This window comes from Caulobacter sp. GW821-FHT11E11 (assembly GCF_058808315.1).
This window is the reverse complement of record NZ_JBXARO010000010.1, coordinates 171,133-185,412: the sequence shown is the minus strand read 5'-3', so window position 1 is coordinate 185,412 and position 14,280 is coordinate 171,133. Positions and strand designations below refer to the sequence as shown.

Below are 14,280 nucleotides of genomic sequence, written 5' to 3'. Positions count from 1 at the left end.
TACGACCATGGTCGTAGGCCTTTCGGGGAGTGATCGCCTATTGTGGGACTACTTGCTTCGCACCGCATAAAGGGCGTGGTGAGTCAGCACATACAGGGTGCGCTTGTCGGCCCCGCCGAACAGCAATTGCAGGGGTCTTTCGGGGATATCGAGGCGTCCGACCTCCCTGCCGTCGGGGGCGTAGACGAACACCTGACCGTTGGCGACATAGACGCGTCCATCGGCGTCGGTGGCGACGCTCTCCCCGCCCCGGTCGGCGAAGACCTTGAGGTCGGTGACGGCGCCCTTTTGTCCGACCAGGCCGCTGTAGGTCTTGTTCTCGGAACTGTTGGCGACGAACACCCTCTGGCCAGGCTTGGCCGTGGTGAAGCCATAGGTGTCCAGCGAGTCGGAGAAGCGCAGACCCCGGTGATCAGGCGGACCGTTCGGGAACACCCGGAAGGCCGGCAGGATCAGGCTGCCGTCGGGCGAGACATATTCCTTGGCCTTGGGCAGGGCCATGTCGCGGGCGAACAGCTCGGCCAGGGTCGCGAACTGGAAGGTGTCCGGGTTCAGCTGATCCTTGAACTCGCCATTGTTCCACCAGTTGACCGGCAGCACCGTCGCCGTGTCCGGCCGATCGGCGGAAGGCGTCGGCGCGATGACCGTCACCTCGGTGTCGGGGCTTCCCGGCTTGAAGCTGTAGACCGAACCGGCGCGGCCGTCCGATGACAGCACCAGGATATTGCCAGAGCCATCGATGGCCAGGTTGACCGGATCGAGGGTGTTGTCGCGCACGATCGACAGCTTGCGATCGCCGGACCAGCTGTAGATCCGCTGGTTGCGGCGGTCGGTGAAGTATAGCGTGCCAGCCGCGTCCACGGCCCCGCCGCCCAGCGAATAGAAGCCGTCGCCCAGCTTCTCGATCGTCGCCCCGGCCGGGAACACTGACGGCGTCACCGGCTTCGGCGTCGCGCCAATGTCCAGCACCGCGAACTGCCGCTCACGCACCTCCAGGCCGCTAGTGATGTCCTGGATGGCATTCTCGTACGGATACTTGGTCAGGCGGGTGAAGGTGCCGCAGCCGTTGTCGTCGCAGGTGCCGAAGCCGCTCTCGCCATTGACCGCCACGTTGCGGAACCGGATGTCCTTGGAATTGTAGATCCGAACCGCCGCCGGCGCCGGGCGCCGCGTCCGGGTGACGCGGTAGGCGTGATAGTTGGCCAGCAGAATGTTGCTGGAGTCGCGGATCTCCAGCGAAACGGTGTCCTCGCCCTCACCCGCTTCCTCTTCGGTCTGCGGGGCCAGGAACTCCCAGTTGGCGACGCGGTTCAGGCTGATCTCGGTGCGCAGGTGATGCTCGACCGAGGCCTGGTAGACGTGGCCGGGCGTCTTGGTGTCGGAGATGTAGATGCCCGAATAGGCGTAGGTGCTGGGGCTCCAGATGTTGGAGAACGTCCCTCCCCCGCCGTTGGTCACCCACAGGCTGGGATATTGCCCGCCCCAGCGCTTGGCCGCATCGGCGTCGGCCGTGGCGTTGTTGTTGTACGGGCTGAACCGCGTGCCGTCATACAGGTTGGTGCCGTGGCCGCCCTGGAACTTGACGTCGTTCACCATCGAGGTCGCGCCGGCCGTCCACAGCAAGGCCGTCGCACGCGGATTGGCGCCGTCGGTGTAGAGCCCTAGGCCAAAGACGATGTTGTCGCCGCCGTCCGCCGACTGCACCAGCGCCTTGGGCGCGCCGACGCCCTGGAAGGCGGGCGTGGCGTGGGGCAGCACGATCTGGGTCAGGCTAGGGTGCAGGCCGATCAACACCGTGTCGGGCTTCAGCTTCAGCGTGTCGGTGACGCGGTAAAAGCCGGTCGGGAAATAGACTACGCGATGCGCATCGATCGCCTTCTGGATGGCGGCGGTGTCGTCGGTGGTGTTGTCACCCTTGGCGCCCAGGGTGCGGACATTGGTCCACTCGGAGGTCGGCGGCAGAGAGCGGATCGCCGGCGCGGCGGGCTTCGGCGCGGCGGAGACGGCCTCGGCCTCGAACGTCGTCTTATACTCGCCCATCTGGCCCAGGCCCGGCACAGTCAGCCCGTGATTGAAGGCGGCGACGCGGTAGGCGCGGCCCTTGCCCGCCGTGGTCTTGCCGCTGTCGCGGAAGCGGGCGAACTCCGGGGTATTGACCACCGAGGCGTTCTCGAAGCCGACCTGGGTGTAGACGTTGCGCTCGTTGGAGATGACGACGCCGGCCTTGGAAACGTTCTCGAAACGGACGTCCCTGCCCCATAGCCAGTCGCCGTAGCCACGGTCGATCTCGATTCCGACCGGCGTGTCCTTCATCGCGACATTGACCAGGGTCAGACCCGCCTCGTGCTCGCGGATGGCCGCGTCGCGCTGGCCCTCGAAAGTCGAGTCCAGCAGCACGAAGCCCCAGGCCGCCGACGGCTTCTCGGCCAGGATGCCGTAGCGTCCGCCCTTGAAGTGCAGGTCCTCGGCTTCGTTGGCGACATGGTACAGGCCCGCCAGGCCCGAACCAATGTCGAAGGTCATGTGGCTGAGCACGGCGTGCTGGGCGGCGTGGAAGCGGATCGCCGTGGCCGCCGGATTGCCCTTACCGATCGTGAAGTCGACGTTGCTGATGGCGCTGTAGAAGGTGCCGGGATTGGCGTCGGCGATGTCCTTGTTGAACGGCACGCTGCCCGGCGGCGGGAAGGCCGGCTTGAAGGCCCGCGCCGGGTCGGGCTTGGCCCCGGCGAAGATCAGCATGTTGGCCAAGCCCTTCTGGAAGCCTGGCGTTGCCTCACCCAGCACGATCTCGGGCCTAGTCGGGCCCACGCCGAACAGGCGCACACCGGGCCACAGAAACAGGGTTTTGCTGATCCGGTAGCGCCCCGACGGCAGGAAGACGAGACCGCCGCCCGGCTTGGCCGCCGCCGCGTCGATCGCCGCTTGCAGGGCGGCGGTGTCGTCGGTGCGACCGTCGCCCTTGGCCTTCACTGTGACGGCCGCTGGATCGTCAGGCGCTGAAGCGAAGACCGAGACCGATGCCCAGGCCGGCGCGCTTACCGCGCAAGCCAATGCGATCGACGCCGTGCTTACGGCGACCAGCCAACGCTTCATACGCGACTCCCCAACCCAACCCTTATGGCGTGACAGCGTAGAGCGAACGGTGGGTCAGGACGAACAGTGTTTTCCCGCCTTCGCCGCCGAAGATCAGTTGCAGCGGACGCTCGGGCACATCGATGCGGCCGGTCAGGCTGCCATCGGCGGCGTACTGGAAGATCTGGCCGTTGGCGACGAACACCCTGCCCAGGCCATCGACCGCGACGCTCTCGCCACCACGATTGGCGAAGACCTTGAGGTCGGTCAGGGTCCCGCCGGGACCGACCTTGCCGCTGTAGGTCTTGTTCTCCGAGCCGTTGGTGACGAACAGCCGCTCACCAACCGCGCCGCCGATCAGACCGTTGGTCTGCAGGCTGTCGGCCCAGCGCCAGCCGACATGGTCCGGCGGGCCTTGCTGCCACACCCGGAAGGCCGGCAGCGACACGCTGCCGTCGGGCGAGACATATTCCTGGGTCTTGGGCGCGCCGACATCGCGGGCGAACATTTCGGCCAGGGTGGTGAACTCACCCTTGGCCGGATCGTACTGGTCCTTGAACTCGCCGTTGTTCCACCAGTTGACCGGCAGCAGCGTCTTGCCCTTCCCGCGTGAGGTCACGGCGGTCGGGGCAATCATGGTCAGCGCATCGTGGGGACCGTTCGGGTCGATCGAATAGACCGCGCCTTGCGGACCCAGCGACGACACCACCAGCAGCTTGCCCGAGGCGTCCACCGCCAGGTTGGTCGGATCCAGCGAGCTGTCGCGGACGATCTCCAGGCCCTTGGCGGCCGTCCAGCGGTAGATGCGCTGGAAGCGTTTCTCGACGAAGTACAGCGCGCCGTCCGCGCCCACCGTCGCGCCCGAGATCGACCAGAAGCCGGTCTCCAGCTTCTTGACCTTGGGATCGGCCGGGGCCGGCGCGGGCTGGTCGCCCTTGACGTCCAGCACTGCGAACTCGCGATCGCGCACCTCCAGCTTGGAGGTCTTGTCCTGGATCGCGTTCTCGAACGGATACTTGCTGGCCCGCAGATAGGTGCCGCAGCCTATCGTGTCGCACAGGGCCACGCCGCTCTCGGCGTTGATGTGGACGTTGCGGAAGCGGATGTCGGTCGAGTTGAACAGCTTCACCGCCGTCTCGGCCGGATGGTACGAGCGCGTGACGCGATAGCCGTGATAGTTGGCGAACAGGATGTTCTTGGAGTTGCGGATCTCCAGCGACACCGCGTCAGGGCCGTCGCCGACCTCCTGCTCGGTCTGGGGCGCCAGGAATTCCCAGTTCTCCACGTTGTCGAGCACGAACTCGTTGCGCACGTGGTGCTCGACCGAGACCTCGTAGATGTGGCCCGGCGTCTTGGTGTCGCTGATGTAGAAGCCGGCCGAGGCGAAGGTGTTGGGGCTCCAGACATTGGCGAAGGTGCCGCCGCCTCCGTCCGTCACCCAGATGCTGGGATACTGCGCGTCCCAGCGGCCGTCGGCCACAGGATCGCCGCTGCGGGCCTGGGCCGCGCCCAGAGGCTTGCCATCGGCGGTGGGCGTGCCGCCGCCGCCCATGATCTTGACGTCCGTGACCAGCGACTTCTCGCCCGACCGCCACAACAGCGCCGAGGCGCGCGGGTTGATGCGGCCGGTGAAGAGCCCGATGCCGGAGACGATGTTGTCCCCGCCGCGCGGGGTCTCCAGGATCGGCTTCACGGCGCCGACGCCGACGTGGCCGGGACTGCCGTCCGGAATAACCAGCTGGGTCAGGGCCGGATGCAAGCCGATCAGCACGGTGTCGGGCTTCAGCTTCAGCGTGTCGCTGACCATGTAGAAGCCGATCGGCAGATAGAGCACGCGGTGGGTGTCGATCGCCTTTTGCAGGGCGGCCGTGTCGTCGGTGGCGCCGTCGCCCTTGACGCCCAGAGTCTTGACGTTGGTCCACTCGCTCATCGGCGGCAGCGACCGCAGGGCCGGCGTCATGACGGCCGGCAGGGCCTTAAGCGGCGTGATGTCGGAGAGCGTCTTGTACTCGCCCATCTGGCCCAGGCCCGGCAGGGTCAGGCCGTAGGTGAACGAGCCGACCCGGTAGGCCTTGCCCTTACCCTCCACCGTCTTGCCGCTATCGCGGAAGCGGGCGAACACCGGGGTGTTGGTCGCCACGGCGTTGTCGAAGCCGACCTGGGTGAAGACATTGTCCTCGGCCGAGATCACGACACCGGCCTTGGAGACGTTCTCGAAGCGGACGTTCTTGCCCCACAGGCTGTCGCTGTAGCCCTTGTCGATCTCAATGCCGACGGGGGTGTTCTTGATCGCCACATTGACCAGGGTCAGGTCGACCTCGTGCTCGCGGATGGCCGCGTCGCGCTGGCCGTCGAAGGTCGAGTCCACCAGGGTGAACTGCCAGGCCGGCGAGGTCTTCTCGGTGACGATGCCGTAGCGGCCGCCCTGGAAGTGGACGTCCTCCATGATGTTGCCGGCCTGGTAGACGCCGGCGAAAGCCGAGCCCAGGCGGAAATTCATGTGCTTCAGGAACGCGTGCTGGGCCATGCGGAAACGCACGCCCGCCGCGGCCGGATTGCCGTCGCCGATCTCGATGTCGATATTGGCCATCGACGAATAGAAGGTGCCGGAGTTGGCGTCGCGAACCTTGGCGGTCGTCGGCCGCACGCTGGGCACCGGCACGGGGATGTCGCCGACCTGATACTGGTCGCCGCCCGTGAACGAGACCATCGTGCCCACGCCGTCCTGGAAGCCGGGCGTATTGGGCCCTAGCACCAAGACCGGACGGGTCTTGCCGACGCCAAAGACGCGCACGCCGGGCGGGATCAGGATGGTTCGGCTCAGGCGATAGCTACCCGAAGGCAGGAAGACCAGGCCATGGCCGGTCTTGTCGCGTGCAGCGTCGATGGCCTGCTGGATGGCGCCGGTGTCGTCGGCCTTACCGTCGCCGACTGCCTTGACTGTGACCGCGCGGGGATCGTCCGGCGCGGCCGGCCACGCCGAACTGGAAGCAGCGGCGGCTTCCGCCATGATGGGGCACGAGGCCGCCAGCAACAACGACAACACAAGCGCTCTCATGCCACTCCCCAAATCTACTTTCGGTAAGTGATACGGCCCCGCCCCGCCCTCACCATCCTCGACCATGGTCGTAGTTACGTCCCGCCGAGCCGTCGGTAGAACCCAAGGCCAACCTTGGCGTGTCGGCTCCTCGACGCGCCAGCCAGGGACACCGCTTGCCGCCGACACCCCGCCTCGTACGACCCGCCGGCCTCGCCGTCATCGCCATGGGCGTGAGCGGCAGCGGCAAGTCGACACTGGGCGCTTTGCTGGCCCGGGAGCTGGACTGCCCGTTCCTGGAGGGCGACGCCTTTCACGACGCCAAAGCGGTCGCCAAGATGAGCGCCGGCCTGCCGCTCGATGACGACGACCGCTGGCCCTGGCTGGACCGGATCGGCGCGGCCATGGGCGAGGCCCTGGCCTCTGACGGACAGGTCGTGGCGGCCTGCTCGGCCCTGCGTCGCCGCTATCGTGAGCGCCTGCGGGCAGCGATCCCCGTCCCCACCCGCTTCGTGCTGCTGGACGCCAGCTATGACGAGCTCCTGCGCCGGCTGACCCAGCGCGCGGGCCACTACATGCCCGCCAGCCTGTTGGACAGCCAGTTGGCCACCCTGGAGCGTCCCGACGCCGACGAAGGCGTCTTCACCCTGGACGCCGCCGAGCCGCCCGAGCGACTGTGTCAGATCACCCAGGCCTGGCTGACCGAGCCCGCCCTGGCCGCGCGCGCCTAGGGCATCAGCCGCTTGCGGCCGCGCGACAGGTGCCAGCGCATGGCCAGCGCCGCCTGATCGCCATCCTGGGCGCGGATGGCTTCGACGATCATCTCATGTTCGCGCATCATCTCGGCGATCGCTTCCGGAGGCCGCGAGCGTGAGATGTCGACGCCCGCTCGCATGATCTTGTCGACATCGGCCTCCAGCGCCTCGAAGGCGACCAGGAAGGCCGGATTGGCGGTGGCCAGCACGATCTGGCGGTGCAGCTCCATGTCCTCGGTGTGGGCCGGCGCGCTGGACAGCAGCGCGGCGCGCAGGTTCGAAAGCGCCGCCTCGATCGCGTCCATCTCCTCGGCCGAGCGCCGCACCGCCGCCAGTCGCGCCGCCTCGGCCTCAAGCACGAAGCGCACCTCGTAGCTGCCCATGGTCGAGGGCAGCTCCGACAGCGGCATATAGGCGCCCAGCTTGTCGGACGGGCGGTTCTTCACATACGAGCCGGCCCCGCGACGGGCCTCGGTGATGCTGTCGGCGGCCAGCCGGACCAGGGCCTCGCGCACGATGGTGCGCGACATGCCGAACATCTCGGCCAGGCGCGACTCCGACGGCAGGCGGTCGCCGACCTCCAGGCCGTCGCCGTTGATCATCTCGACGATGCCCGTATAGGCCCGGTCGGCCAGGCGGCCCTCGCTCATCCATCGGTCTCCAAGTCGACAGCCGCCCACCATCGGGCCATTTGCCGCCCTTAGGAAGCGCCTCGGCGCGTTTCCACGCCATAACACCCAAACCTGTATGACAGGTTTTCCTGATGAATTGTTCATTTTGCGATGTTCACGCTCACATCGGCAAAATCGCTTGAACTTGTCCAACAGATAGCGCTAACGTCGAGTCAGATAACCCGGATCGCCCGACGCAGAGTCGGGAAACAAGAAAACGGGCGACGTACCCTCGAAAGGCGGTGCGCAGGGTCGAGACAGAGGGATTCAGCGATGACCACGACGGACGTTGCCGATCGGGATGTGAAGACGGCGCTGGGCGGCCTCACGCCGACCCAGATGAGAGTTCTGGAAGGCGTCAATTCGGGCCTGCTGAACAAGCAGATCGCCTTCGACCTCGGCATCGCCGAGGCCACGGTCAAGGCGCACATGACCGCGCTGATGCGTAAGCTCAACGTCCACAACCGCACCCAGGCCGCCATCGCGGCCCAGTCGCTGCTGGTCCAGGGTCTGCGCTCCGCCGGCGGCTAGCTGCACGCCGGCGCTCAAATCGCCCCCAGGTAGTGAAATTGCCGATATCTCGCATATATGGCATGCTCGACATCTGGGGGACGCGACATGAGCAACGAGCTGTTTCGACGCCTGGCGACGGTCTATCTGGGCGAAGCGATCCGCTACCCATCCCTGCGCGCGGTGACACTGGCGCAATGGATGCTCGAAAGCGGTCGCGGCACGTCGCCCCTGGCCCGCGAGCACTACAATTTTGGTGGGCTGAAGTGGCGCAAGGAAATGGCCGCTTACGCCACCAAGATCAAATACGCTGCCCATGACGGCGAAGACTTCTACTGCAAGTTCGCGACGCTAGAGAACTTCATCTCCGGCTACTGGGCCTTCCTGAACCGCGCGCCCTACTCCGGCTGGGAAGCCAATGTGGCCACGCCCGAGCGCTTCATCCGCTTCATCGGCCCGACCTACACGCCACGCCCGGACTATGCCGACTCCGTCCTGGCGCTGGTCCCGGAAGCCGAAAGCCTGCTGGCTGACATCCAGCAGAAGGAAGTCGCGGCCGCCAAGCCCATACCCAAGGGCCTGGGGGTGATCGTCATAGACCCTGGCCACGGCGGAACCAGCGACGTCTCCGGCAGCAGCGCCAACAACGCGATCTCGGTCAGCAACGTCAAAGAGAAGAAGCTGGCCCTGGATTTCGCGCTGATCCTGCGCGACGAGTTGCTGCGGCAGGCGGCGTCCAAGAACGAGGCGGTCCAGGTGGTGCTCACCCGCACCACCGACATCAACGTCACCGGCAAGGCGCGCGCCGCGATGGCCTTCGACCACAAGGCCAAGCTGTTCCTGTGCCTGCACTTCAACGGCAACAAGACCGCGTCCGTCCGAGGCACCGAGACATTCTATCGGGCCAAGGAGAACGACAACATCAACCTGGCGGCGGACATGGAGTTCGCCGGCGCCGTGCAGTCGGCGCTGTTCGGGGCGCTGAAAGCTCTCGACCCCGGCGCCAAGGACCGCGGCATCAAGCCCGACAACCAGGGCAATCCCAACCTGCCGGGCTTTGGAGTCCTGAACGACATCAGCCTGGGCAACGACCGGCGACCGACGCCCTGCCGCGCCGCCTATATCGAGGCGGAGTTCATCTCCAACCCCTCGGTCGACAAGCTGCTGATCTCGGGCCCTAGCGCCATTGCCAACCGGACCGCGGCGATGGCGGCCGTCGCCGGCGCTTGCCTGGCGCAGATGCGGAAGATCCCTTGAGCCGTGGGGCCGCCGGCGGGGCGGCCCCACGCACCCTCCCTACTCGGCCGCCTGCAACGCCCCCACGTAGCGGTTGACCGGGAAGTCCAGGCCCAGGCTGTCGCGGAAGGTCGTCCCTTCGTACTCGGTGCGGTACAGGCCGCGCGCCTGCAGGATCGGCACGACCAGCTCGACAAAGGCCTCTAGCTGACCAGGCAGGCTCTCGAACAGCACGAAGCCGTCGGACGCGCGCGTCTCGAACCAGTGCTGCAGGCTGTCGGCGACCTGCTCGGGCGCGCCGACGAAGTGGCCGCGCGGGGTGGCGAAGCGCAAAGCCGTCTCGCGTAGGGTCAGGCTCTCGGCCTTTACCGCCGCGACGACGCGGGTAACGGCGCTCTGGTTGGAATTGGCCCCGAACTCGGCGGCCTCCAGCGGGAACGGACCGTCCGGATCGTGCTGGCTGAAGTCGTACTCGTTGAACGGCCGCGCCAACATCGACAGGGCGTTGTCCAACGACACCAGTTCGGTCAGCTCCTTGTAGAGCGCCTCAGCCTCCTCGGCGGTGCGGCCGACCACCGGACGAGCGGCGGGCAGGACGTGTAGCTGGTTCGGATCGCGGCCGAAGCCGGCGGCGCGGGCCTTGATGTCCTTGTAGTAGGCCTGGGCGGCGTCGACATCCTCGTGCGAGACGAAGATGGCGTCGGCGCGCTTGGCGGCGAAGTTCTTGCCGTCTTCCGAGGCGCCGGCCTGGAAGATCACCGGCTGACCCTGGGGCGAGCGGCTGATGTTCAACGGCCCCTTCACCGAGAAGAACTCGCCCTTGTGGTTCAAGGCATGAAGCTTGGCCGGATCAAAGAATTGCCCGCCCTTCTTGTCGAAGGTCAGGGCGTCGTCCTCCCACGAGTCCCACAGCCCCTGGACCACGTCCAGGTACTCGCCGGCCAGGCGGTAGCGGACGTCGTGGTCATAGTGCTTCTCGCGACTGTAGTTGGCGGCGCTGCCTTCCAGCCATGAGGTGACGACGTTCCAGCCGGCCCGGCCGCCGCTGATGTGGTCCAGCGAGGCGAACTGGCGGGCCACGTTGAACGGCTCGCTGTAGCTGACCGTCAAGGTAGCCACGAGGCCAATGTTGTTGGTCGCGCCAGCCAAGGCCGACAGGATGGTCAGCGGCTCGAAGCGGTTCAGGTAGTGGGGGCTGGACTTCTCGGTGATGTAGACGCTGTCAGCCACGAACAGGAAGTCGAACTTACCCGCCTCGGCCACCTGGGCCTGGCGCTTGTAGAACTGGAAGTCGGTGCTGGCGCTGGGCTGGGCGTCCGGGTGACGCCAGTCGCCCCAGCCGGGGCCGACGCCGTGCAGGATGAAGCCGAGCTTCAGCTGGCGCTCGGAGGTCTTGGCGATAGTCATCTGAAATCTCGGATCTATTCGGCGGGAACCAGGGTGATGTCACGGACGGCCTGGAGGACCGGATCGGCCTCGGTGCGGACCAGCCAGTCGGGGCTGACATCGACGAAGCGGACGACACGCTCGTGGTCGATAACGACGACGGCGGGCTGGGGCAGTTCCCAGGTCCCGGCGCCGGTCGTGTCGCCGATGAAGCCGCCCTTGGCGCGCTGGGCGGCCTGGCTGGCCTCGTCGGCCGTGTAGAGGATGCCCAGGCGACGACCGAGGTCGTTGTTAAGGTCCGAGGCGACCTTGAAGGTCAGGTTGTGGCGGCCGCGGATTTCGATCAGCCGCTCGGGAACCTGCGGGCTGACCGCCACCAGGGTCGCGCCCAGATCGCGCAGGCCCGGCGCCAGGGCCTCATCATAGTAGGGCAAGGCGATGTTGCAGGCCGGGCAGCCGGCGAAGCGGAAGAATACCAGCACGGCCGGACCACGCTGCAGCAGCCTCTCCAGGGCCAGCTCGCCGCCCTCGACGTCCTGCAGCACGAACGGCTCCAGGCGGTCGCCGACCTTGACCCATTGCGACGGGTCGGCCGTTTCGACCAGGGTCTGCCGCTGGTCGACATTGATCTTCAGCGCCGCCGGCTCCCAGGTGCGCACGCGCTCGGCGTGCAGGTCGGCCAGGCGGTCCTTCAGGCTCTTGCTCATCAGGTCTTCTCCCCTTCTGATCGAGCGGTCTTGGCGGCGGCGAGCTCGGTCGCCTGTCGGTAGGCGCGCTCGAAGATCGCCCCCATCCGCCAGTGTTGGTTGGTGTGGGTCGCGGCGTGCTCGCCCCAACCGTGGTCGCGGCGGAACGCGCCCAACTGGCCCGAGGCCAGGGCCTGCTCGGCGGTGACCCCAGCAATGCGGTCGACCTCCGGCCAGACGAACAGGGCGTCGGTCGGGCAATAGAGCTCGCACAGCAGGCAGGTCTGGCAGTCGGCCTGGGCGGCGATCACGACCTTGCCGCCCTCGCCCACCCGCAGCACGTCGCTGGGGCAGGCGTCGACGCAGTCGCCGCATCCGCCGCAGCGCTCCTCGATGACGACCTCGATCATCAGGCGACCTCCGCCTGGGCGAGCGTCGGCTCGAACCGCGTGAAGACCCGCGTCAGGCCCTGGGCGCGCTGGCGGCTGGCCAGGCGTGGATCAAGGCCTGGAGCATCCTCGCGGCGGTGCATGCCCCGGCTCTCGCGACGCGCCAGGGCGGCGGCCTTGTTCCAGCGGCCGGCGGCGACCAGGGCAGCGGCTTCGCGCAGGCGCAGGGCGGCGCGGCCTTCGGCGTGACCATGATCGGCCAGCTCGCGCCAGACCTCGTCCAGGCGCTCCAGCGAGGCGGCCAGGACGTCGCCCCGGCGGAAGATGTTCTTGTCGTAGGCGTTCAGCTCCTCGCGCACCGCCTGGACGGCGCCTGCCGTGTCGAACGATCGCGCGGAGAGCCGAGGCGTCAGGCCGGCTTGGCCCGTAGCGATGGCCAGGTCTTCATGCCGCGCCCCGTTCGACCGCGCCCGCCGCGCCGCCGCCGCGCCGGCCCACTGGCCCGACGACAGCGCCCAGGACGAGTTGACCGCCCCGCCGCCGGAGATCGCGCCGGTGACCAGCTCGCGGCTGGCGGCGTCGCCGGCGACATAGAGGCCCGGCACGGCGGTCTGGCACTCCTCGTCATCGACCCGCAGGCCGCCGATGCCGCGCACCGTGCCCTCGGCATGCAGCGTGACCTCGAAGCGCTCGCTATAGGTATCGATGCCAAGCCTCTGGAAAGGCAGCACGAAATTAGGCTGCACTTCAGGCATCACCTGACGGATGTCGTCCGGCACGCGGTCCAGTCGGCAGAACAGCGGCCCTTTCAGCAGCGCCTGCGCCAGGTGCGGGGTGACGTCCGGCCCGTTGGGGATGTCCAGCTCGGTGTCGTCGGCGTCGAACCAGCGCGCGAAGCTGTAGGCCATCGAGCGGGCCATGTTCGTGCCGGCCACCGCGGCCGTGTAGTAGTTGGTGAACTCCATGCCGGAGAGATCCGCCCCGGCCTCGACGCCCATCAGCAGGCCATCGCCGGTGTTGGTCGCCGAGCCCAGCAGGCGCGAGGCGAAGGCCGTGCCGCCGGTGGCCAGCACCACGGCGCCGGCTCGGATCGTCCATGGCCGCTCGCCGCGCAGTGCGATCCCCGAAGCGCCGGCGATCGAACCGTCGCCATGCCGCAGCAGCTGCAGCGCCGGATGGTGGTCCAGGATCTTCGCGCCCGCAGCCAGGGCGTAGACGCGCATGGCCCGCATATATTCCGGTCCACGCAGCCCCCGGTACTGCACCTCGCCCTTGTCGTCTGTCGAGAAGGCGTAGTGGTCGGCGAGACCCGGCAGGCTGGACCAGGTCAGGTCCAGGATCCGCCGCATCCAGTCGGGATCGCCCAGGCCCAGCGAGCGCTGCAGCCGGTCGGCCACCGCCGCCTCGCGGCGTTCGGGCGGGACCCACCAGTGGCCCGGGCCTGCCGTGGCGGTGACGCCGCTAGTCCCGCAATGGCCCTTGTCGACCAGCACCACGTCCGCGCCCTCGCGCGCCGCCGCCATGGCGGCCCAGGCGCCGGCCAGGCCCCCGCCGATGACCAGGACGTCGGTAGAAAGGGTCAGAGGTTCGCTCACGCAAGGGCCCCGTTGAACGAGGCGTCAAACGCGGCGGCCGGGTCGCGAGCGGTGTTCACCGCGCCAGCCGAGCGGAAGCGGTCAAGCACCGCCTTCGCCTCCCGCACGGACTCCTCGCCCAGCGGCGCCGGCCGGATCCGGTACTGGCGCACGGTATAGAGCGCGACCTCTTCCGAGAGCCCCGTCTCCTTGGCCAGCACCTTGCCGAAGGCGTCGGGATTGTCGGCCGCCCAGCGCCGGGCCTTGGCCAGGCGCTTCAGGAAGTCCTCGATCTGCGGCCGCTTCTCGGCGATCGCCTTCTCGCTGGCCGCCTCGTAGCCGAAGCCGCCCAGCAGGCCCTCACCATCGATCAGGACCCGCGCCGCGTCGTGCAGGTGCGCCAGGGCCACGTACGAGCCCCAGGTCACCCAGGCGTCGATCGAGCCGGCGGTGAACGCCGCCTTGGCGTCGCCGGGGCTCAGATAGACGATCGAGACGTCGGACGGCTTCAGCCCCGCCTTCTCCAGCACCACCAGCAGCAGGTAATGGCCGATCGAGCCGCGCCCGGTGGCGATCTTCTTGCCCCGCAGGTCGGCGGGCGTGCGGATCAGCGAGTCCTTGGAGACCAAGATCGCCGTCGACGAACCGCCGCTGCGCCCCGCCTGCACGGCCTTGATCTTGGCCCCGCCGGCATAGGCGAACAGGAACGGCGCATCGCCGGCCTCGCCCAGGTCGACGGCCCCCGCGCCGACCGCCTCGAGCAGCGGCGCGGCGGCCGGGAACTCGCTCCACTCGATCTTGTAGGGCACGCCCTCCAAGGCGCCGGAGGCGATCAGCACCGCCTTGGTGCCGCCGCGCTGGCTGCCGACCTTGAGGACGGGCTGGCCACCTCCGCTCTTGGAGCAGGCAGCTAAACCGGCAAAGGCGAAGCCGGTGACGAGTAGCTGGCGTCGGTTCATCGCGG

At 67.9% G+C, this 14,280-nt stretch carries 11 protein-coding genes; 3 read left to right on the top strand and 8 right to left on the bottom strand.

Annotation, left to right across the window (positions count from 1 at the left end; all coding sequences use genetic code 11):
* Positions 1 to 48: 48 nt before the first annotated feature.
* Both AC1RR5_RS23365 and AC1RR5_RS23360 read right to left on the bottom strand, forming a co-directional pair.
* Complete coding sequence (locus AC1RR5_RS23365; protein ID WP_492925561.1) at positions 49 to 3,093, bottom strand: glycosyl hydrolase family 28-related protein; 3,045 nt, start codon at positions 3,091 to 3,093, stop codon at positions 49 to 51.
* 22 nt (positions 3,094 to 3,115) lie between these two features.
* Entirely contained in the window at positions 3,116 to 6,130 is a 3,015-nt protein-coding gene (locus AC1RR5_RS23360) for a glycosyl hydrolase family 28-related protein (RefSeq protein ID WP_492925559.1), read from the bottom strand.
* Positions 6,131 to 6,285: 155 nt separating this feature from the next.
* Here AC1RR5_RS23360 and AC1RR5_RS23355 point away from each other — a divergent pair, with 155 nt between their 5' ends.
* Entirely contained in the window at positions 6,286 to 6,840 is a 555-nt protein-coding gene (locus tag AC1RR5_RS23355) for a gluconokinase (RefSeq protein ID WP_492925557.1), read from the top strand.
* On the opposite strand, the gene AC1RR5_RS23350 is transcribed toward AC1RR5_RS23355, so the two are convergent.
* Positions 6,837 to 7,514 (bottom strand): FadR/GntR family transcriptional regulator, encoded by a 678-nt coding sequence (locus AC1RR5_RS23350; protein ID WP_492925555.1) that lies wholly within the window; start codon positions 7,512 to 7,514, stop codon positions 6,837 to 6,839. The genes AC1RR5_RS23355 and AC1RR5_RS23350 overlap by 4 nt on opposite strands.
* Before the next feature lie 294 nt (positions 7,515 to 7,808).
* Here AC1RR5_RS23350 and AC1RR5_RS23345 point away from each other — a divergent pair, with 294 nt between their 5' ends.
* Positions 7,809 to 8,066, top strand: a complete 258-nt coding sequence (locus AC1RR5_RS23345) for a helix-turn-helix domain-containing protein (RefSeq protein WP_492925553.1) — start codon at positions 7,809 to 7,811, stop codon at positions 8,064 to 8,066.
* 87 nt (positions 8,067 to 8,153) lie between these two features.
* Positions 8,154 to 9,302: an N-acetylmuramoyl-L-alanine amidase gene (locus tag AC1RR5_RS23340; RefSeq protein ID WP_492925551.1), complete on the top strand. Its 1,149-nt coding sequence runs from the start codon at positions 8,154 to 8,156 to the stop codon at positions 9,300 to 9,302.
* Between the two features lie 39 nt (positions 9,303 to 9,341).
* Here AC1RR5_RS23340 and AC1RR5_RS23335 read toward each other — a convergent pair whose 3' ends face one another.
* From AC1RR5_RS23335 to AC1RR5_RS23315, 5 genes are read right to left on the bottom strand one after another with little or no spacing between them, the layout of a single operon-like run.
* Complete coding sequence (locus AC1RR5_RS23335) at positions 9,342 to 10,688, bottom strand: LLM class flavin-dependent oxidoreductase (protein ID WP_492925549.1); 1,347 nt, start codon at positions 10,686 to 10,688, stop codon at positions 9,342 to 9,344.
* Between the two features lie 14 nt (positions 10,689 to 10,702).
* Positions 10,703 to 11,374, bottom strand: coding sequence for a peroxiredoxin-like family protein (locus AC1RR5_RS23330; protein ID WP_492925547.1), 672 nt, complete (start codon positions 11,372 to 11,374; stop codon positions 10,703 to 10,705).
* On the bottom strand, positions 11,374 to 11,763 hold the full coding sequence (locus AC1RR5_RS23325) for a 4Fe-4S dicluster domain-containing protein (RefSeq protein WP_492925545.1): 390 nt from the start codon (positions 11,761 to 11,763) through the stop codon (positions 11,374 to 11,376). The genes AC1RR5_RS23330 and AC1RR5_RS23325 overlap by 1 nt, the downstream gene beginning before the upstream one ends.
* Positions 11,763 to 13,337: an FAD-dependent oxidoreductase gene (locus tag AC1RR5_RS23320; protein ID WP_492925543.1), complete on the bottom strand. Its 1,575-nt coding sequence runs from the start codon at positions 13,335 to 13,337 to the stop codon at positions 11,763 to 11,765. The genes AC1RR5_RS23325 and AC1RR5_RS23320 overlap by 1 nt, the downstream gene beginning before the upstream one ends.
* Positions 13,334 to 14,275, bottom strand: coding sequence for an ABC transporter substrate-binding protein (locus AC1RR5_RS23315; RefSeq protein ID WP_492925541.1), 942 nt, complete (start codon positions 14,273 to 14,275; stop codon positions 13,334 to 13,336). The genes AC1RR5_RS23320 and AC1RR5_RS23315 overlap by 4 nt, the downstream gene beginning before the upstream one ends.
* Positions 14,276 to 14,280 lie beyond the last annotated feature (5 nt).